Origin of the sequence: Streptomyces sp. WMMC940, from assembly GCF_027460265.1 — a bacterium.
GTDB lineage: Bacteria > Actinomycetota > Actinomycetes > Streptomycetales > Streptomycetaceae > Streptomyces.
The window spans coordinates 4,539,975-4,559,830 of the sequence record NZ_JAPZBC010000001.1; the positions used below are offsets into that span (position 1 = coordinate 4,539,975).

General features: G+C 73.4%; 17 protein-coding genes and 1 pseudogene. 10 read left to right on the forward strand and 8 right to left on the reverse strand.

What is annotated here, in order from left to right; genetic code table 11:
- The first annotated feature begins 269 nt into the window (after nucleotides 1–269).
- Nucleotides 270–1,109 carry a MurR/RpiR family transcriptional regulator gene (locus O7595_RS19995; protein WP_269730025.1) on the forward strand — a complete coding sequence of 280 codons (840 nt, stop codon included), beginning with the start codon at nucleotides 270–272 and terminating at the stop codon, nucleotides 1,107–1,109.
- 132 nt (nucleotides 1,110–1,241) lie between these two features.
- Here the strand turns inward: O7595_RS19995 and O7595_RS20000 are convergent, their stop codons facing one another.
- From O7595_RS20000 to O7595_RS20030, 7 genes are all read right to left on the reverse strand, one after another.
- Nucleotides 1,242–1,616, reverse strand: coding sequence for a hypothetical protein (locus O7595_RS20000; protein WP_138054836.1), 375 nt, complete (start codon nucleotides 1,614–1,616; stop codon nucleotides 1,242–1,244).
- Between the two features lie 161 nt (nucleotides 1,617–1,777).
- Nucleotides 1,778–2,161 carry a roadblock/LC7 domain-containing protein gene (locus tag O7595_RS20005; protein WP_269730026.1) on the reverse strand — a complete coding sequence of 128 codons (384 nt, stop codon included), beginning with the start codon at nucleotides 2,159–2,161 and terminating at the stop codon, nucleotides 1,778–1,780.
- A 38-nt stretch (nucleotides 2,162–2,199) separates the two neighbouring features.
- Nucleotides 2,200–2,946 carry a transcriptional regulator gene (locus O7595_RS20010; RefSeq protein WP_269732550.1) on the reverse strand — a complete coding sequence of 249 codons (747 nt, stop codon included), beginning with the start codon at nucleotides 2,944–2,946 and terminating at the stop codon, nucleotides 2,200–2,202.
- An 11-nt stretch (nucleotides 2,947–2,957) separates the two neighbouring features.
- The gene (locus tag O7595_RS20015; protein WP_269730027.1) at nucleotides 2,958–3,368 is read right to left on the reverse strand and encodes a hypothetical protein; all 411 of its coding nucleotides are present in this window, start codon (nucleotides 3,366–3,368) and stop codon (nucleotides 2,958–2,960) included.
- Between the two features lie 414 nt (nucleotides 3,369–3,782).
- Nucleotides 3,783–5,159 carry an APC family permease gene (locus O7595_RS20020; protein ID WP_269730028.1) on the reverse strand — a complete coding sequence of 459 codons (1,377 nt, stop codon included), beginning with the start codon at nucleotides 5,157–5,159 and terminating at the stop codon, nucleotides 3,783–3,785.
- 148 nt (nucleotides 5,160–5,307) lie between these two features.
- Nucleotides 5,308–5,772, reverse strand: coding sequence for an SRPBCC family protein (locus tag O7595_RS20025; RefSeq protein ID WP_269730029.1), 465 nt, complete (start codon nucleotides 5,770–5,772; stop codon nucleotides 5,308–5,310).
- Between the two features lie 36 nt (nucleotides 5,773–5,808).
- Nucleotides 5,809–7,134 (reverse strand): diaminopimelate decarboxylase, encoded by a 1,326-nt coding sequence (locus O7595_RS20030; RefSeq protein WP_269730030.1) that lies wholly within the window; start codon nucleotides 7,132–7,134, stop codon nucleotides 5,809–5,811.
- Nucleotides 7,135–7,324: 190 nt separating this feature from the next.
- Between O7595_RS20030 and hutU the strand changes: the two genes are divergently transcribed.
- From hutU to O7595_RS20045, 3 genes are all read left to right on the forward strand, one after another.
- Nucleotides 7,325–8,989 (forward strand): urocanate hydratase, encoded by a 1,665-nt coding sequence (gene hutU, locus O7595_RS20035; protein WP_269730031.1) that lies wholly within the window; start codon nucleotides 7,325–7,327, stop codon nucleotides 8,987–8,989.
- A gap of 104 nt (nucleotides 8,990–9,093) precedes the next feature.
- Nucleotides 9,094–10,284 carry an allantoate amidohydrolase gene (locus O7595_RS20040; protein WP_269732551.1) on the forward strand — a complete coding sequence of 397 codons (1,191 nt, stop codon included), beginning with the start codon at nucleotides 9,094–9,096 and terminating at the stop codon, nucleotides 10,282–10,284.
- Nucleotides 10,275–11,627 (forward strand): formimidoylglutamate deiminase, encoded by a 1,353-nt coding sequence (locus tag O7595_RS20045; RefSeq protein WP_269730032.1) that lies wholly within the window; start codon nucleotides 10,275–10,277, stop codon nucleotides 11,625–11,627. The genes O7595_RS20040 and O7595_RS20045 overlap by 10 nt, the downstream gene beginning before the upstream one ends.
- 5 nt (nucleotides 11,628–11,632) lie before the next feature.
- On the opposite strand, the gene O7595_RS33920 is transcribed toward O7595_RS20045, so the two are convergent.
- Nucleotides 11,633–12,277 carry a helix-turn-helix domain-containing protein gene (locus O7595_RS33920; RefSeq protein WP_443071672.1) on the reverse strand — a complete coding sequence of 215 codons (645 nt, stop codon included), beginning with the start codon at nucleotides 12,275–12,277 and terminating at the stop codon, nucleotides 11,633–11,635.
- A 31-nt stretch (nucleotides 12,278–12,308) separates the two neighbouring features.
- Between O7595_RS33920 and O7595_RS20055 the strand changes: the two are divergent.
- The 6 genes and pseudogenes from O7595_RS20055 to O7595_RS20080 form a co-directional block, all read left to right on the forward strand.
- Nucleotides 12,309–12,458 (forward strand): annotated as a pseudogene (locus O7595_RS20055) (PPOX class F420-dependent oxidoreductase); the annotation flags it as partial.
- A gap of 189 nt (nucleotides 12,459–12,647) precedes the next feature.
- On the forward strand, nucleotides 12,648–13,820 hold the full coding sequence (gene hutI / locus O7595_RS20060) for an imidazolonepropionase (RefSeq protein WP_269730033.1): 1,173 nt from the start codon (nucleotides 12,648–12,650) through the stop codon (nucleotides 13,818–13,820).
- A 256-nt stretch (nucleotides 13,821–14,076) separates the two neighbouring features.
- Nucleotides 14,077–15,153 carry a GNAT family N-acetyltransferase gene (locus O7595_RS20065; protein ID WP_269730034.1) on the forward strand — a complete coding sequence of 359 codons (1,077 nt, stop codon included), beginning with the start codon at nucleotides 14,077–14,079 and terminating at the stop codon, nucleotides 15,151–15,153.
- 262 nt (nucleotides 15,154–15,415) lie between these two features.
- Nucleotides 15,416–16,780, forward strand: a complete 1,365-nt coding sequence (locus O7595_RS20070) for a glycosyltransferase (protein WP_269732552.1) — start codon at nucleotides 15,416–15,418, stop codon at nucleotides 16,778–16,780.
- 308 nt (nucleotides 16,781–17,088) lie between these two features.
- Nucleotides 17,089–17,847 carry a polysaccharide deacetylase family protein gene (locus tag O7595_RS20075; protein WP_269730035.1) on the forward strand — a complete coding sequence of 253 codons (759 nt, stop codon included), beginning with the start codon at nucleotides 17,089–17,091 and terminating at the stop codon, nucleotides 17,845–17,847.
- 107 nt (nucleotides 17,848–17,954) lie between these two features.
- On the forward strand, nucleotides 17,955–19,856 hold the full coding sequence (locus O7595_RS20080) for a hypothetical protein (protein ID WP_269730036.1): 1,902 nt from the start codon (nucleotides 17,955–17,957) through the stop codon (nucleotides 19,854–19,856).

The following is a 19,856-nucleotide window of genomic DNA, read 5'->3' on the forward strand; positions in this document are numbered from 1 at the left end:
CCGTCGAGGTCGTGCCGCTGGGGTCGGCCCCTCGGATTCGGGTCGGCCCGTCCCCCGGCCCGGCAGGGTCACGGCGGCGCGGCTTGCCCGCTCTGCATATGGTCATGCAGAGTTTAAGAAGACTGAATAGCCGGTGGGCCGTAGTTCTCGGCGATCTTCGTGTCCGTTCCGCCTCCCCGTACCGCTCTCTCGCGGTACTGTCCGGCGTCCGGGGGCGGGCCGGTACCTCCGGCACGCCGGGCGAGAGACGAACTGGGGGACGGGACGGCATGAACGACACCAGCCCTGCCGCACGGCTGCAGCAGCTCTTCGAAGGCCACCGCCTCACCCCCACCCAGCGCCGCATCGCCCACTGCATGGTGCGCAGGGCGGCCGACGTGCCGTTCCTGTCCAGCGTCGAGCTGGCAGAGCTCGCCGGAGTCAGCCAGCCGTCCGTCACCCGCTTCGCCGTCGCGCTCGGCTTCGACGGCTATCCGGCACTGCGCAGGCATCTGCGCGAGGTGGCGCCGGCCGAACCGGCGGAGGAGCTGCAGGAGTTCACCGAGTACCAGCAGGCCGTCCACGCCGAGATCGAGAACCTGCGCCATCTCGCCGAACTGCTCGCCGACCCGGGCCCCGTGGAGCGGGCGGCCCGGCTGCTCGCCGCATCCCGCCCGCTGCCGGTCCTCGGGCTGCGCGCCGCTTCCTCTCAGGCCCGTGGCTTCTCGTACTTCGCGGCCAAGGTCCACCCGGACGTCCGGCTGCTCGACGAGGGCGGCTCGATGCTGGCCGACCGGGTCGACGCGGCACGGCGGGCCGGCGCGACCGCGCTGCTCTGCTTCGCCCTGCCCCGCCATCCCAAGGAGGTTGTGGAGGCGCTCGCGTACGCGCGGGGGGCCGGCCTGACCGTCGTCACGGTCGCGGACTCGGCGTTCGCGCCCGTCGCCGCCCACAGTGATGTGCTGATCCCGGCCGCCGTCGGGACCGGTCTCGCCTTCGACACGGCGTGCGCGCCGATGCTGCTGGGCCGGGTGCTGCTGGAGGCGATGTGCGACGACCTGCCGGACGCACAGGCGCGGTTGGAGGAGTTCGACGTCCGGGCCGCGGACCGCGGGCTCTTCGCCGACTGACGGTCCCCCGACCAGCCGACCAGCCGACCGGGCGAGTGACCGGCTGCCGCGCCGCCGGCCCCGCCGCCGGGGACGCCGCCCCGGGCGGGGCTCGGCGCCGCTGAACGGTCGGCGGGGCGCCGGTGGGGCCCGTCAGACCTCCAGTTCGGCCTCGATCTTGCGCAGCTGGTGGCGGGCCATCGCCAGGTTGGCGCGCTGGTTGTCCAGGGCCAGGTACAGGAACAGCCCGTTGCCGCCGCGTGCCTTGAGCAGCCGGATCAGGTGGTACTGCCCGCCCAGGGTGATGAGGATGTCCTCGATCTCGTCCTGGAGGCCCAGCATCTCCATCGCGCGCAGCTTCGCCCGCACCACGTCGGTGTTGCCCGCGGCCGCGACGTTCAGGTCGAGGTGCTTGCCGCCGCCGAGGGTGCCCAGGGCCATGCCGCTGGTGTAGTCGACGAGGGCGACGCCGACCGCACCCTCGATCACGGTCATCGCTTCCTTGAGGGTCGTCTCGGTGTTCGCCATGGTGGTGCCTCTCCTTGTTGGGGAACTGTTCGGTTCGATTGGTGTGTTGTTGTGTCGGGCTGTCGGGCTGTCGGGCTGTCCGCGGCTCCGGGGGGTGCCGGACTGCGCGAGGCGGCGGCAGGCCTCCGGCCGGGGACGCACGGTCGTCGCCGCCGGCTGGTTCAGGGGCGTTCGAGTGCTCCGTTCACGAGTTCGCCGATGCGCGCCCCGGCCCTGCGGGCCTCGAGGTGCAACCGGCCGACGTTGACCCGGGGTTCGGCGGTCACGGTGAGCACGGCGGCGGTGCCCGCCGCGTACGTCGCGACATAACCGCTCTCGCCCCGGACGAGCAGTTCACGGAAGCGGCCCTGGCCGGTCGCCTCGGTGAGCCGCACGGCCACGCCGAGTGCCGCGGCGGTCAGCGCGGCGATGGTCTCCGCCTCCGCGTCCGGTGTGTCCCTGGCCAGCACAAGGCCGTCCACGCTGGCCGCGAGGGCGCCGGTGAGCTGCGGTAACCGGGTCCTCAACCGATGCAGTTCGTCGAGGACCCCGGTGCTCGCGGTCATCAGCTGTCTCCTCTCGGCGCGCTGCCTCATCGCGCGCATCACAGCGTTGCCTCCAGGGCGTCACGGAGCCGGCGGAGCAGGGCGATGTCCGGATCCGCGGACACCTCCATCACGCGCGCGACATCGAGTGGCGGGTCGGGCGCCATGGCGCTCGGTCGCGGGGTCTCGACGAGCCCGGCTGCGGCCAGCCGGCGTACGTCGATGAGGGTGTGGAACGCGGGACGGCCCAGGGCCCGGGCGATGTCGGCGGGAGTGCGCACCCCGTCGGCAAGGTCGAGGACGGCGCGCTGCCGCGGGGCGGCCCGGATCGGGACGGGCCGGGAGGAGGGCACCACGGGGGCGGTGTCCGTCTCCGGATGCGCCCAGAGACGGTCCAGCAGGGCCCGGCGCCGCAGGGTCTCGCGCTCGACCGCCTCGGCGGCCACGGGCCGTACCGGGCCTATCCAGTGGGCCACGCCGTAGCGGAAGCGAGTGGGGCCGCTGCTCGGTGCGAGGGCGAAGAACGCCGCGTCGTAGAGCGCACCGAGATGGCAGATCTCCAGCTCTCCGCCGGACACCAGGCCGCTGTCGACGAGGTACCGGCCCACCGCGCCGCTCGCCCCGGCCTCGCGGAGGGCCTCCGTCCAGCCCTCGGCGCGCAGCCGTCCGGTCGCGGCGAGCAGTACGTCGATCCCCGGAGCGGCGGGGCTCTCGGCGTGGACGACGCGGCCCTCGACGAGATAGAGCGTTCCCCGGTCCCGTAAGAGGGCGCCGGTGGCCCGCTCGGAGGCGAGCCGCAGCAGCATCGGGGAGACGGTCACTCCAGCACCAGCCGCTCGGTCAGGTCGCGCATTCTGAGCCGGGCGAGGGCGAGGTTGCCGTCCGCGCGGTCGAGCCAGAGATGGAGCAGGACGCTGCTGTCGAAGCTCGTCTCGACGAAGCGCAGAACGTGATAACACGTACGGGTGGTGACGACGAGATCCTCCACCGGAGGGTTCTTGCCGTGGTGCGCGTCCGGGCCTTCTGCGGCCCCCACGGGGGTGAAGGTGGGATGCTCCGCCGCCATGCGCGCCAGTTCCGCGGTCTCGGCCGCCGCCGTCTCGTGGTCGTTCCCGGCCGCGTCCCCAACCGTGCCGAGGGCGAGTCCGCTGGTCCAGTCGACGAGGGCGGCACCGCGGACTCCGGGCAGCCGCATGGCGTGGAGCAGACACTCGTCGATCCCGGGCACGCGGAAATCCCCCTCCAGCACGTGTGCGTACGGCTCGGACGTATGTCCGTAGCCGTAAGGTTACGCACCGCAGTGGCGGCAGGTGGAAGTTCTGGCATTTTCCATCGGAACATGCGGGCGGTCCGCTAAGGTCCGCCCGCCCGACGCGGTCCGGGTCGGCCCTGGCGCGGCCCGACGCCGCCCTGAGCGGACGCCCCTGCCGTCGCCGGGCCACGCCGGGACCCGGTCCTCGCCGCGGCCGGGGCGCGGGGCCCGGCCGACGGTGTCACGGGCCCGCGAAGCCCGTCGCCCGTGCGCCGCGGAGCCCCGGGCCCGTCCGGTCCCGGCCCCGCTGGTCCCGTCCGTCGGGTCCCGGCCCCGCTGGTCCCGGCTTGTCCGGTCCCGGTCCGCCCGGTTCCGGTCCCGGCCGGGACCTCAGTCCGCGGAGCCCCAGGCCGCCGTCTCCTCGTGCCGCAGCCTCATCCACAGCTTGTTCACGCCCCACAGCACGATGCCGATGGCGACCAGCACACCGGCCCGGATGTACACGTCCGAACCGCGCTCCGAGAGCGGGCTGGCCAGGATGACGGAGGTGATCGCACCCAGCACCGGAAGGACCGTCGGGGTACGGAAGTGGGCGAGTTCGACGCGGTCCCTGCGCAGCACCAGCACCGCCACGTTGACCACCGCGAAGACGCACAGCAGCAGGAACGCCGTGGTGTCGCCGAGTCCTTCGATCTCACCGGTCGAGACGAGGCCGATGGCGAGCAGGGTGACGAAGACGATGCCGGTGATGGGGGTGCGGCGGTGGGGGAGCACCCGGGCCATGCCGCGCGGCAGCACCTTCTCGTTGGCGAGGCCGTAGCAGAGCCGCGAGGCCATCATGATGTTGATCAGCGCGGAGTTGGTGACCGCGAAGAGCGCGATGGCCGCGAAAAGCTTGGGCGGGAAGGCGACCCCGCCGGCCTTCACCACCTCCAGCAGCGGGCCGTCGGACTCCGCGAGGACCCGGTAGTCCACGAGCAGCGACGACACCAGCGCCACGAGGACGTAGATCGTGCCGGTCACCCCGACACCGATGAAGATGGCGCGGGGGAACGTGCGGACCGGGTCCTTCGTCTCCTCCGCCATGTTGACGGAGTCCTCGAAACCGACGAAGGCGAAGAACCCCAGTGCCGTGGCGCCCAGCACGCTCGTCAGCAGGGCGTAGCCGGTGCCGCTCGAGTGGAACTCGCCCAGCCGGGACGGCTCCCCGCCGCCGCTCAGCACGGCCCACGCACCGATTCCCAGGACCACGGCCAGACCGGACAGTTCGACCAGCGTCAGCACCATGTTCGTCTTCACCGACTCCGCGACACCCCGCAGGGCGATCGCGGCGAGACCGAGGATGAAGGCGATCGCGATCGCGGTCGGCGGGATCGCGTCGGTGAACTCCTGGAAGTAGTCACCGCTGAACGCGCGGGCGGCGGCGCTCGCCGACGACAGGCCCGAGCACATGACCATGAAGGCGATGATGAAGGTCAGGAAGGGGAGCCGGAACGCCTTCTGGGTGTAGAGCGCGGCCCCCGCCGCCTTCGGGTACTTGCCCACGAGTTCGACGTACGACGCCGCCGTCAGCAGGGCCACGACGAAGCCGATCAGGAACGGCAGCCACAGCGCCCCGCCGATCTTCCCCGCGACCTTGCCGGTCGTGGCGTAGATGCCGGTGCCGAGGATGTCGCCGATGACGAAGAGGATCATCAGCTTCGGGCCGATGGCGCGTTTCAGCGCCCCCTCGTGCTCCTGCGGTCCCGTGGACGTGGATGTGGCCATGGATCCTCTCCCGTTCCCGTTGCCGGCTGGGAAAGTCTCTGCCCGACCACCGGTCCATGATGCCCGCGGCACGCCGGGTCGTTGGGCCGTCCGGGGCGCGGGGTGCCGGGTACGGGTTTCGGGCCGGGACGGGGCCGCGCACCCGGCGTCAGTCGCCGCGCGCCTCCACCGCGGCCGCGACGTCGGCGAGGTCCTTCGCGACGGCCTTGGCCACGGCCCGCTCGCCCAGCGGGCCGAGCACCTTGGCGAGCAGCCCCGCGACGCCTCCGGGCGTGCTGCCGGAGAACGTCATCCGGACCGTCGTCGTCTCCGGGCCGTCGGGGCGCAGCGCGAATTCCGACACGTAGTGCGTGCCGTGGCTGTCGGCCTCGACGACGAAGCGCTCGGTCGGCTCACTGGCCGTCACCCACATCTCCTCGGTGGCCTCCTTGCCGAACATCCGCCGGGTCTCGCGCCAGCGGGTGCCGACACCGAAGGGGCCCTCCGTGAGCTTCTCGATGCGTTCCACGCCGCTGAGCACCCGCTGGGAGCCCTCGACGTCGGTCAGCGCGTCCCAGACGCGGTCCACGGGCGCGGCGATGCGCCGCTCGACGACGACACTTCTGCTTGTCATGGCTTCATGGAACCACCGGGGTACGACAGTCGCCCGCTACAGCAGTGCGTCCGGGCTGTCCCCGCCCGACTCGGCCACTATCTGCCGGACCGTCTGCGGCGCCCGTACGGTCGAGAACCGGACCCCGCCAGGATCCGCGTGGAAGCCGTGCACGCCCGGTCGGGCGAGGCTGTTGTAGGCGTAGTGGCTGCTGAAGTAGTACGCCCCGGTGTCCAGCGCGGCGACCACGTCACCCGGCTCCAGCAGGGGCAGCTCCCGCGCCTCCGCCAGCAGGTCGCCCGCGAAGCAGGCCGGCCCCGCGACGTCCTGGACCACGGCGGCACCGGCCTTCGGCGCGCCCTCGGCGTCGTACGCGGCGATCCGCAGCGGCCACGAGGCCGGGTCGTACACGGTGCGGGTGGCGACCTGGACACCCGCGTGGGTGACGGCGATGGGCCGGGCGCCGGTGGTCTTGGTGTACTCGACGCGGGTGAGGACCGTGCCGTGCTTGGCGAGCAGTGACCGGCCGAACTCGGTGACCAGCCCGTAGCGCCCGTCGAACAGTCCGGGGACCGCGATCCGCAGCGCACGGGCGTAGTCGGAGAAGGTCGGAGTCTCCTCGTCGGTGGCGAAGTTGACCGGCAGACCGCCGCCGATGTCGACGGTGTCGATCTGCTGACGGCCGGCGGCCGCGTTGATCTCCTCGGCCAGCTCGTACACGGCCCGGACGCCCTGGGTCATGAGCTCCAGCCCCAGTCCCTGCGAGCCCGAGTGGGTGTGCAGGCGCGTCAGCCAGGGCCGGTCGAGGTAGGCGCGTACGACGAGCTCGCGGGTGCCCTCGTCGCGGAGGGCGACGCCGAACTTCGAGGTCGCGGTGGCCGTGGACAGCGCCCCGATCGCGCCGGCGCCGATCTGCGCGTTGACGCGCAGCCCGAGCTGCGAGCCCCCGGAGCCGGACCCGGAGCGGATCAGGTCGTCGATGCGGTCGAGCTCCTGGAGGTTGTCGGCGTTGACGGCGATCCCGAGGTCGAGCGCCTCGGCCAGCTCGGCCCGGGTCTTGGCCGGCGAGTCCAGCACGATCCGCTCCGGCCGTACCCCGGCGGCGAGCGCCAGCGCGAGCTCGCCCGGGCTCGCGACCTCCGCCCCGACGCCCTCGGAGTCCAGCAGCCGCAGCACCGGCACCAGCGGTGCGGCCTTCACGGCGAAGGCGTGGAGGACGGGGGCGTCGGTGATCTCCTCGAAGGCGGCCCGCAGCGCGGCGGCCGAGGCCCTCACGCCGGCGATGTCGAGAAGCCCGGCGACGGGGTCGGCCTCCGTGAGCAGGCCCTGCTCCACGGCCGCTCGTACGGCCTGGTCACGACGGTCTGAAGCCTGATGCGCCATGGTCTCCAGTCAATCATCCGTGCCGGGGGCGGGGTCCACCCGTACCGAGGGACCGTGCCAGGCTCCCCGCGGCCACGGGTGCCGCGCCCCGCCCCTGCGTTCCCGCCCTCTTCGCGAGGCCCTGTTGACTGGATTTATTCAGGGCGCAAGGATGTGAATAGTCGAATCAACGCCGCGAGGAGGCATCGGCATGTCTGGACCCCGCCCCGTACGGGCACCGCGTGGTACGGAACTGAGCGCCCTTGGGTGGCAGCAGGAAGCCGCGCTGCGCATGCTCCAGAACAACCTCGACCCGGAGGTCGCCGAGCACCCCGACAAGCTCGTCGTCTACGGTGGCACCGGCAAGGCCGCCCGCGACTGGCGCTCCTTCGACGCGATGGTCCGCACGCTGAGGACGCTGAAGCAGGACGAGACGATGCTCGTCCAGTCCGGCCGCCCGGTCGGCGTGATGCAGACCCACGAGTGGGCGCCCCGCGTGCTGATCGCCAACTCCAACCTCGTCGGCGACTGGGCGAACTGGGAGGAGTTCCGGCGCCTGGAGGCCCTCGGCCTCACCATGTACGGCCAGATGACCGCCGGTTCCTGGATCTACATCGGCACCCAGGGCATCCTCCAGGGCACGTACGAGACCTTCGCGGCCGTGGCGGCCAAGAAGTTCGACGGCACGCTGGCCGGCACGATCACGCTGACCGCAGGACTCGGCGGCATGGGCGGCGCCCAGCCGCTCGCCGTCACCATGAACGACGGCGTCGCCATCTGCGTCGACTGCGACCCCCGGGCGATCGAGCGCCGTATCGAGCACCGCTACCTCGACGTGAAGGCCGACAGCCCGGAGCACGCGCTCCGGCTGGCCACCGAGGCCCGTGACGCCCGCCGCCCGCTCTCCATCGGCGTGCTCGGCAACGCGGCCGAGCTGGTGCCGCAGCTGCTCGCGATGGGCGCGCCGATCGACATCGTCACCGACCAGACCTCCGCGCACGACCCGCTGGCCTACCTCCCGGTGGGCGTCGACTTCGACGACATGGCCTCGTACGCGGCGAAGGACCCGGCCGGGTTCACCACCCGCGCCCGCGAGTCCATGGCGCGGCACGTCGAGGCCATGGTCGGCTTCATGGACGCGGGCGCCGAGGTCTTCGACTACGGCAACTCGATCCGCGGCGAGGCGCGACTGGCGGGCTACGAAAGGTCTTTCGCGTTCCCCGGCTTTGTGCCCGCCTACATCCGGCCCCTCTTCTGCGAGGGCAAGGGCCCGTTCCGCTGGGCCGCGCTCTCCGGCGACCCCGCCGACATCGCCAGGACCGACAGGGCGATCCTCGACCTCTTCCCGGAGAACGAGTCCTTGGCCCGCTGGATCAGGATGGCCGGCGAGCGCGTCCACTTCCAGGGCCTTCCGGCCCGTATCTGCTGGCTCGGCTACGGCGAGCGGGACCGCGCCGGCGAGCGGTTCAACGACATGGTCGCGAGCGGCGAGCTCCGGGCTCCGCTGGCCATCGGCCGCGACCACCTCGACTGCGGCTCCGTCGCCTCCCCGTACCGCGAGACCGAGGCGATGCTCGACGGCTCGGACGCCATCGCCGACTGGCCGCTGCTGAACGCCATGGTCAACGTGGCCTCCGGCGCCTCCTGGGTGTCGATCCACCACGGCGGCGGCGTCGGCATGGGCCGTTCCATCCACGCCGGCCAGGTCACCGTCGCCGACGGCACCGGGCTCGCCGGCGAGAAGATCCGCCGTGTGCTGACGAACGACCCCGGGATGGGCGTCATCCGGCACGTCGACGCCGGTTACGACATCGCCGAGTCCGTCTCCCGGGCGAAGGGCGTCCGCGTCCCGATGCGGGAGGGTGATGCCCGGTGACCGTGCACGACCGGCAGCCGGACGGCCCTCCCGCGGGCGACCGCTCCCTGGACGCCCCCGCCGGGGGCGGGGCTGCGGCACCGAGGCCCCGCTCGTTCCAGGAGATGTGGGCCGATCTGCGGCACATCGGCCGGGACGCGACCAGCGGCGGATACCGCCGGTACGCCTGGACGGGGGCCGACGCCGACTGCCGCGACTGGTTCCGGGAGCAGGCCGAGGCCCGCGGCCTCGCCCACGAGACCGACCGCAACGGCAACCAGTGGGCCTGGCTGGGCGACCCCACCGCCGGTGACGCCGTCGTCACCGGCTCCCATCTGGACTCCGTGCCCGACGGCGGTGCCTTCGACGGCCCCCTGGGCGTCGTGTCCTCCTTCGCCGCGCTCGACGAACTCCGCCGCAGGGGTGTGGAGTTCACCCGGCCGTTCGCGATCACCAACTTCGGCGACGAGGAGGGCGCCCGCTTCGGCCTGGCCTGCGTAGGCTCCCGTCTCACGGCCGGGCAGCTGACGAAGGAGCAGGCGTACGCGCTGCGCGACTCCGACGGCGTGAGCCTGCCCGAGGCCATGGAGGCCGCCGGCCACGACCCGGAGGCCATCGGCGCCGACCCCGAACGCCTCGCCCGCATCAGCGCGTTCGTGGAACTGCACGTCGAGCAGGGCCGCGCCCTGGACGTCTCCGGCGACCCCGTCGGGATCGCCAGCGCCATCTGGCCGCACGGCCGCTGGCGCTTCGACTTCCGGGGCGAGGCCAACCACGCGGGCACCACCCGCCTCGCCGACCGCCGCGACCCGATGCTGACGTACGCGCAGACCGTCCTCGCCGCCCGGCGCGAGGCCGAACTCGCCGGTGCCCTCGCCACCTTCGGCAAAATCTCCGTCGAGCCGAACGGCGTCAACGCCATCCCGTCCCTCGTCCGCGGCTGGCTCGACTCGCGCGCCGCCGACCAGGCCACCCTCGACACGGTCGTCGCCGCGATCGAGCAGGCCGCCAAGGACCGCGCCCAGCGCGACGGCGTCGACCTCGCCGTCGTACGGGAGTCGTCCACCCCCGTCGTCGAGTTCGGGCACGCGCTGCGCGACGAGATCGGCCGGCTGCTGGGCGGACGGGCCCCGCTGCTCGGGACCGGCGCGGGACACGACGCGGGAATCCTCTCCGCGGCCGTGCCGACCGCCATGCTGTTCGTAAGGAACCCGACGGGCGTCTCCCACTCCCCGGCCGAGTACGCCGCGGAGGACGACTGCGTCGCCGGGGTCCTCGCACTCGCCGACGTACTGGAGGGCCTCGCGTGCAGGTGACGACGTACTGGCTGGAGCACGCCTGGCTCGGCACGCACGTCGAGCCGGGCGTGTCCCTGGACGTCGCGGACGGCCGGATCACGGCCGTACGCACCGGGGCGGAGACCCCGGAACCGGGGACCGAGGTGCTGCGCGGCCTGACGGTCCCCGGACTCGCCAACGCCCACTCGCACGCCTTCCACCGAGCGCTGCGCGGCCTGGTGCAGGTCGGCTCCGGGACCTTCTGGACCTGGCGCGAGTTCATGTACCAGGTCGCCTCCCGGCTCACCCCGGAGAACTACCACGCGCTGGCGCGCGCCGTGTACGCGGAGATGGCGCTGGCGGGGATCACGGTCGTCGGCGAGTTCCACTACGTGCACCACGCGCCCGGCGGCAAGCCGTACGCCGACCCCAACGCGATGGGCGAGGCGATGATCGCCGCCGCGGCGGACGCGGGCATCCGCATCACGCTGCTCGACACGGCGTACCTGTCCTCGGCCATCACCAACAAGCACGGCGGGGAGCCCCCGGACCAGCACCAGCTCCGCTTCTCCGACGGCACCGCCGAGGCGTGGGCCGAGCGGGTGTCCCTGCTCAAGGGCGGGGAGCTGGCCCGGATCGGCGCGGCGGTCCACTCCGTACGCGCGGTCCCCGCGGCGCAGCTGCCCGTGGTCGCCGCCTGGGCGGCGGAGCGCGGTGCGCCCCTGCACGTCCATCTCTCCGAGCAGACCGCCGAGAACGACGCCTGCCTGGAGGTGCACGGCTGCACGCCGGCGCGGCTGCTCGCCGACCACGGAGTGCTCGGCCGGCACACCACCGGAGTCCACAACACCCATCTCACGGGCGAGGACATCCGCCTCCTCGGCGACAGCGGGACCGGCACCTGTATGTGCCCCACCACCGAACGGGACCTCGCCGACGGCATCGGCCCCGCGAAGGCGCTCCAGCAGGCGGGCTCACCGCTGTCGCTCGGCAGCGACAGCCACGCGGTGATCGACATCCTGGAGGAGGCGCGCGCGATGGAGATGGACGAACGGCTGCGCACGCGCACCCGCGGCCACTGGACGGCCGCGTCCCTGCTGCGCGCCGCGACTGCGGACGGGCACGCGGCGCTCGGCTGGGACGACGCGGGACGTCTGGAGCCGGGAGCGCTCGCCGACTTCACCACCGTCGCACTGGACTCGGTGCGCACGGCCGGCCCGCTGCCGCGGCTGGGCGCGGAGACCGCGGTCTTCGCGGCCACCTCGGCGGACGTCCGCCACACGGTCGTGGCCGGGCGCCATGTCGTACGCGACGGGGTCCACACTCTGGTGCCGGACGTGCCGTCGGCCCTGTCGGAGGCGATCGGGGCGCTGCGCGGCTGAGCGGCTCACCGGGCGCGGGCACCGGGCGTCGGAGCGGGCCGCGGGGCGGGCGCGGCGTCGTGTGCGAGTCGATGGCCATGGCGCGCGCTCCTCGTCTGTGCCCTGGGGCCCGAGTCATCACGTTCATCCAGGCGTCCTTCGTGGGGGCGGTGGGGCGGGGTGGGACTCCGCACGACCACCGCAGAGGCCGGGCTCCGGTGCGCGGAGGGCGTGGTCGCAGCGGTCGCAGTTCTGCAGCGGGTCGACGGACGGTCGCGCCGGGGGTCGTGGGCAGGGGCGCGGGCGTACGCCGGCTTCGCAACCGGTCCCGGACCGGACTCGGGGGGCGCATCGGCCGCCGCCTCACGGGCGCGCCTGGCGGTGGTGGCGGCCGGGTTGTTGTACGCGTACGTCACGGTGGTCCAGGTGCCGTCGGGGAGCCGTTCCCGGCGCCGTTCCAGGTAGCCGTGCCTCTCCAACTCGCGGAGGGCGGCGGCGAAGCGGTCCCGGCCCTCGGGGAACCGCTCCGTCGGCGAGCGGATGTCCACCGGCGAGCCGGCGCGCAGCGACTGGATGTGGACGGCGAGTCCGATCGCCAGGCAGGACAGGCCCCGGTGCTGGGCGAGGTGGTTGCCCACGACCGTGAATCCGGACGTGTGTGCCTCGGTCACCTTGCGGACGCCGCGGCGCGATCGGTGAACCGGTCCTGAGGCGGAGGCGCTGGTGGAGTACTACCGCCGGGCCGCCGGTGAGCACCCGGACTGGGACGAGTACCGGTCGGTGATGGTGTCCGACCGCAGGGTGCTGATGACCATGCCGGTCGACCACGTGTACGGCTCGAAGATCGTCTGACCCGCACACGGTGACCCCGGCCGGCTCCCTCGGGACCGGCGCGGGCGGGGATCGTCCGACGCGCGCACGGAGAACGTGCCCGGGGCCCCTCGGGGCCGGCCGGGGCCGGTGAGAGGGGCCTGTGGAAGCATGGGACCCGTCACGGTGTGCCCCTCTCCGTAGGGGGACGGAAGGCCACGGAGAGGAACCATGAGCAGCACTCTCATCACCCGCATCGGCACCCTCGTCACCAACGACCCCGCCCTCGGCGACGGCAGCCCGCTCGGTCTGATCGAGGACGCGGCCCTCGTCCTCGACGGCGGCACCGTCGCCTGGGCCGGCCGTGCCGCCGACGCCCCGGACGCCGACGAGCGCCACGACGCGGGCGGCCGCGCCGTGATCCCCGGGTTCGTGGACTCGCACTCGCATCTCGTGTTCGCCGGCGACCGCACCGCCGAGTTCAACGCCCGTATGTCCGGCCGCGCCTACTCGGCGGGCGGGATCAGGACGACCGTCGCCGCGACCCGTGCCGCGAGCGACGAGGAACTCGAGGCGAACCTCACCCGCTACCTCGACGAGGCGCTGCGCCAGGGCACCACCACGTTCGAGACCAAGTCCGGGTACGGGCTCACCGTGGCCGACGAGGCCCGCGCCCTGCGCATCGCCGCGCGGCACACCGAGGAGGTGACCTACCTCGGTGCCCACATCGTGTCACCCGACTACGCCGACGACCCCGCCGCATACGTCGCGCTCGTGACGGGCGAGATGCTCGATGCCTGTGCCCCGCACGCCCGCTGGGTCGACGTGTTCTGCGAGAAGGGCGCGTTCGACGGGGACCAGGCCCGTGCGATCCTCACGGCGGGGACGGCCAGGGGACTCGTTCCGCGCGTGCACGCCAACCAGCTGACCTACGGACCCGGCGTCCAGCTCGCCGTCGAGCTGGAGGCGGCCTCCGCCGACCACTGCACACACCTCACCCAGGCGGACGTCGACGCCCTCGCGAGCGGAAACACGGTCGCGACCCTGCTCCCGGGTGCCGAGTTCTCCACCCGCGCCGAGTGGCCCGACGCCCGCCGGCTGCTCGACGCGGGGGTGACCGTCGCGTTGTCGACGGACTGCAACCCGGGCTCGTCGTTCACCTCCTCCGTGCCGTTCTGCATCGCCCTGGCGGTACGGGACATGGGGATGACTCCGGACGAGGCCGTCTGGTCCGCCACGGCGGGCGGAGCCGCAGCACTGCGTCGTACCGACATCGGCCGCCTGGCGCCCGGCGCCCGCGCCGACCTCGCCGTCCTGGACGCCCCGAGCCATGTCCATCTGGCCTACCGCCCGGGGGTTCCGCTGGTGCGCGAGGTGTGGCGACGGGGGGCGCGAGCCATCTGAGGTACCGGCGGGGCGCGAACGCCGCGGAAGGCGTCCGCCAGGAGCCGCGAGCTGTCCGGCGGAGGGTTTCGGCGCGTCGGTCCGGGGGCGGGCGACTCCACGATTCGCCCCATTGGCACCGCCTTCCACAGGACTTCACACCTCTTCCCGGGTTGGTCACAGCTTGACCCTCACTCCCTGTTGCGGGGCGTTTTCGGCCGGTACCGTCCTGTCCGGGAGAGCTCGAGGGGGAGACCGGGGGGTCGAGTTGAGCGGTGTGCGCATTCGTGTCGTCAGGCCCGGGGAGCTGGACGAGGGGGAGGCCGAGTCCTGGCGCGAACTGCGCGCCAAGTCCGGTGCGCCCGCAAGTCCGTTCATGGAGCCGGAGTTCACCCTGGCCGTCGCCGGTGTGCGACCGGCCGCCAGGGTCGCGGTCGTCGAGGACGACGGAGTACCGGCCGGCTTCTTCCCCTACGAGAAGGGCCCGTTCGGATACGGCCGGGCCATCGGGTTCGGTGTCTCCGACTGCCAGGGGGCCGTGCTGCGGCCCGGACTGGTCCTCTCCGCGCGCGAGTTGCTGCGGGCCTGCTCGCTCTCCGTGTGGGAGTTCGACAACCTGGAGGCGGGACAGGGCCTCTTCGAGCCGGGCGGAGCCGAGGAGTTCGCCTCGCCGGTGATCGACGTGGGCGAGGGGTACGCCGCGTACGAGGAGCGGCTGCGCGAGCAGTCGCCGAAGTTCCTCAGGACCACCACGGCCAAGGAACGCAGGCTGGGCCGGCAGGCGGGCGAGGTGCGGTTCGTCTTCGACGAGCGCGACCCCTCGGCGCTGCGCACGCTCATGGCCTGGAAGTCCGCCCAGTACCGGAGGACCGGCCGCCGGGACCGCTTCGCCCGGGAGTGGATCAGCACGCTCGTGCGGCGGCTCCACGACACACGGACGCCGGGCTGCTCGGGCGTGCTGTCCGTGCTGTACGCGGCGGATCGCCCGGTCGCCGCGCACTTCGGGCTGCGCTCGCGCACGGTGCTGTCCTGCTGGTTCCCGGCCTACGACACCGCGTACGCGAAGTACTCGCCCGGGCTGATCCTGCATCTGCGGATGGCCGAGGCCGCGGCGGGCGCCGGCATCGGGATGCTCGACCTCGGCCGCGGCGCCGCCGAGTACAAGGATGCGCTCAAGACCGGTGAACTCCGGGTCCGCGAGGGCTCGTCCGTCCGGCCGGGGCCGGCGGCCGCGCTCCACCGGTTGAGTCGCGAGCCGGGGCGGCGCGCCCACAGCTTCGTCCGCGGCCGGCCGCGTCTCGCCGGGTACGCGCAGCGGACCCTCAGCCGGATCGGCCGGCTGAGGGGTGCCTGACCGGCCGACCGGCGCACCGGTCGTCGCACGTGTTCGCGCACCGGTCGCGTACCGGTCGCGCGGTTCACCGGACCGCGCCGGGACGGGGACGACGAACGCCGGGCGCGTACGGGGCGACCGGACCGGACCGGGACGGGGCCGCACCGGTCGACCGGACCGGAGGGACCGGAACGGGGCCGACCGCACAAGGGCAATGCCGACGACACCACTCGGGGAGACCTGCATGCCGAACGTCCCTCCCGTCCCGCCGCGACCACGCGCCATGCAGGTCGCCGAGCTGGACCTCGAAACCCTCGATCCGCCGTCGTCCGCGGAACCGCACGCGGCCCGGCGCGCCACCGCCCACGGCGTGCTCGCCCTTCGTCCCGGGCCTGGCGGGGCCCCCGTGGGGCCGGGGGAGGTGTTCGTGCTGGTACGGCGCCGGGGCCGTCCCGTCGGCACCCTCATCGCGACCGTGCCGGACGGGGCCGACCCGGCGGAGGTCCTGGCCGCGGTGGCCCGTGACCGACTGGCGCCGGGCGCCGCGGGCCGCCCGGCGCGCGGAGCCGTCACCCGCCGTCGCGCCGCACCGCACCCTGCCGCGCCCTCGGCTCCCGCCGCTCCGGGAGGGGACGCGCCCCGGGCCGCTCCGCCCCGGACCAGCGTCGTCGTCGCCACCCGTGAGCGCCCCGGACCGCTCGCCCGCGCCCTGGACTCCCTGCTCGCCCAGGACCATCCGGACTTCGAGATCGTCGTCGTCGACAACGCACCGCTGACCGGCGCCACCCGGGAGCTGATCGAGCGCAAGTACGGCGAGCGGGTGCGGTACGTGCACGAGCCCGTGCCGGGTCTCGCCGTCGCCCACAACCGCGGTGTCGCCGCCGCCGACGGCATCGTGCTCGCCTTCACCGACGACGACGTCGTCGCCGATCCGCACTGGCTGACCGCGCTCACGGCGCCGTTCGCCGAGGACCCCCGCATCGGCTGTGTCACGGGGCTGATCCTCCCCGCGCGACTCGGCACACCCGCCCAGATCCTGCTGGAGAGCCACGGCGGCTTCGCCAAGGGCTTCGCTCCCCGCACGTACGACCCGGCGCGGCCGCCCGTCGACGATCCGCTGTTCCCCTTCACCGCGGGCCGTTTCGGCTCCGGCGCCAACATGGCCTTCCGTGCCCGGGCGCTGAGGGGGGCCGGCGGTTTCGACCCCGCGACCGGAACCGGGACCGCGGCCCGCGGTGGCGACGACCTCTACGCGTTCGTACGAATCCTCGCTGACGGTCACCGGCTGCGGTACACGCCCGACGCGCTGGTCTGGCACCACCACCGGGAGACCGAGCGCGACCTGCGGAACCAGGCGTTCGGCTACGGCGCCGGTCTCACCGCGTACCTCACCGCGCTCGTCGCCCGCCGGCCCGGTCTGCTGCCTGCGCTGCTCGCCCGGCTGCCCCGCGGCCTCGCCCACGCCCGGGCGACGACCGCGCACCGCGACGGCGCCGTGGGTGTGCCCGGGGAGCACGGGGCCGCGAGCCACCCCTGGCCGCGCAGCCTTTCCCGGCTGGAGCGGCGCGGGATGCTCGCGGGGCCCCTCGGATACGTCAGGGCCCGTCGCCGGGTCCGCGGCCTGCCACTCCCCTGGGAGGAGAGATGACCCCATCACGTGCACCACAGGAGCCCTGCATGCCATATGAACCTCGTGTGCCTCACGGACCCCACGAACCCAAAGGACCCCACGAACCCAAAGGACCCCACGGACCTCGCGCCACCTCAGAACCCCCAGAACCCCGGGAACCCCGAGATCCCCCGGAACCCCGGGAACCCCGAGATCCCCCGGAACCCCGGGAACCCCGAGAGCGCCCGGAACCCCGGGAACCCCGAGAGCGCCCGGAACCCCGGGCGACCCGAGCACGGACAGAGGGCCGAACAGCCCGTATTCCCGTCCTGCTCTACCACGCCGTCATGGACGACCCGCCGGACTGGATCGCCGAGTTCACCGTCAGCCCCGCCCAGTTCGCCGCGCAGCTCGACGCCGTCGTCGCCAGCGGCCGCACGCCGATCCTGATCAGCGCCCTCTCGGACCACCTCGCCGGACGCGGTGCCCCCCTGCCGCCCCGACCCGTCGTCCTCACCTTCGACGACGGCTTCGCAGATCTCCCCGGACCCACCGCCGAGGCCCTCGCCGACCGCGGACTGCCGGCGACCGCGTATCTCACCACCGGCGCCATCACCCCCGGGCTCCGCAGTCTGCTGCCGCCCGCCCCGATGATGACGCTGGCCCAGGCTCCGCTGCTGGAGCGGTACGGCATGGAGGTCGGCGGCCACACCGTCACCCACGCGCAGCTCGACACGCTCGGGGCCCGGCGGCTGCGGTACGAACTGCGCCATTCCAAGGCCGTCCTGGAGGACGCGCTCGGCCACGAGGTGCGCCATCTCGCCTATCCGCACGGCTACAACAGCCGGGCCGTGCGCCGGGCCGTCCGGGCGGCCGGGTACGAGTCCGCCGTCGCCGTACGCCACGCGCTCAGCTCGGAGACCGACGAGGCGTACCGGATCGCCCGGCTCATCGTGCGCCGCGGCCACGGTGTCGCCGACGTCGAGGCGTGGATGGACGGCACGGGCGCGCGGGCCGCCCCGTACCCGGACTCGCTGCCCACCGTGGGCTGGCGTCTCTACCGACGGGCACGGGCGGCGGTGAAGGGCCCGGAATTCGCGGGCTGACGGGTGAAGATGGTCGAGAGCCGCGCAAATCAGAATCAGGTTCCTATACTTCGCTGAAGGGGCAGTGGCGTGACAGCCGTGCCCACATCCGTGGGGGGAGTCGCACGGTGCAGCAGCAACGCGTGCCCACACCGGTCACCGGGAGCAGCGCGCTGCCGCCCGTGGCCCGGTCCGAGGACCACCGGCAACCCGCCGGGCACGGCGCCCCGCCGCGGAGCGGGCCGCCCCTCCCCGACCCCGCCTGGCTCCCGCTCCTCCTCGGCCTCGGTCTGTGGGTGTACGCGCTGCCGCGCATCGGCTTCCGCACGATGGGGGAGTACGGGCTCCTCGACCGGCTGCCGGCCGTGTTCCTCGCCGCGCTGCTGGTGCTCACCGGCGGTTTCCTGCTCGCGCTGCGACGCGCGGGCACCGCGCCCTGGTGGCCGGCCGCGCACTGCGTGGCGATGCTGTTCGCGCTCAAGGCCCCACCCGCGGTCCTGTACGACTCGGTGCGCTACCCGTGGGCCTCCAAGCACGACGCCGTCGTCAACACCCTCCTGGCCAACGGCGAACTGCGGCCCCATGCCGCGCTGTCGGGGAACATGTCGGCCTACGACCAGTGGCCCGGCTTCTTCGGACTCAACGCCGCCCTGGTGCGCGCCTTCGGCGTCGAGAGCGCCGCCGCGTACCTCAACTGGGCCCCGGTGGTGCTGGGGCTGCTGCTCATCCCCGTGCTGGTCCTGATGTACCGGACCTTCACCGAGGACTGGCGTCTGGTGTGGACCGGAGTCTGGATCTTCCAGCTCGCCAACTGGGTCGGCCAGGACTACCTCGCCCCGCAGGGCTTCGCGTACCTCCTGCATCTGACCGTACTGGCCGTGGTGCTGCGCCACTTCGTGCTGCCGGGGTCGGCCGGGAGGCTGCGCGACCGCACCTTCCTCGACCCGGCCGCGGCCGCCGTGCCGCCGCCGACCGGCAGGCGGCAGCGGGCCGTCTGCGTGCTGGTCCTCGCGCCCCTGATCGCCGCGATCAACGCCTCGCACCAGCTCACCCCGGTGATGCTGTGCGTATCGCTGTTCGCCCTGCTCTTCACCCGCCGCTACCGCAACTACGGGCTCCTCGCCGTCGCCGGAGCCCTGATGCTGGCCTGGGACCTGACGATGGGACGGCCGCTGTTCATCGAGACGCTCGGCACCCTGCGCGAGTCCCTGGGCGAACTGACCCGCAACTCCCGTGCGGGGTACGCCGGACAGCTCACCGGACCGGGACCCGAGCTCGCCGGCCGGGCCAACGTCCTGATGGTGCTCGCGATCGCCGCGCTCGCCGCCGCCGCCGTGTTCACGCGCCGCAGGCTGACCCGGAGCGCCCTTCCGCTGCTGCTCGTGTCGGCGGCGCCGCTCCCGCTGTTCGCCGTCAACGACTACGGCGGCGAAATGCTCTTCCGCGTCTATCTGTTCGGGCTGCCCGGCGCCGCGTTCTTCGCCGCCGCGGCCCTCGTGCCGGCCGCCGGCGTGTCCCGGGACGCCTCGGCGCGCGCCAGGACCGTCCGCCGGCGCGTGGCCCGCGTCGCGCTGCCCGTGTCGCTGGTGGCGCTCGCCGCCGGATTCCTGCCGTCGTACTACGGCAAGGAGCGGATGAACTACACCCCGCCCGCCGAGACGGCACTGGTCACGAGGGCCGTCGACCGGGCGCCCGAAGGGAGCCTCCTCCTCGCCGCCACCGGGTCCTTCCCGATGGCGCTGCACCGCTACGACCGGCTGGAGCACTGGTTCTTCGCCGAGCAGGAGCTCCCCGCGAACGAGCGGATGCTCGCCGACCCGGCCCGCTATCTGGCCGACGGCATCCCTCCCGGGACGCGGGCGTACGTCGTCCTCACACGCACCCAGGACATCTACACCGCGGGCGAGGGGCTGCTGCCTCCCGGCGGCTTCGCGACGCTGCGCGGCAAGCTGGCCGCGTCCCCGCTCTTCACCGTCGTCGAGGAACACCCCTACGGCGTCGTACTCGAATACCGATCACCAGCGAGGTGA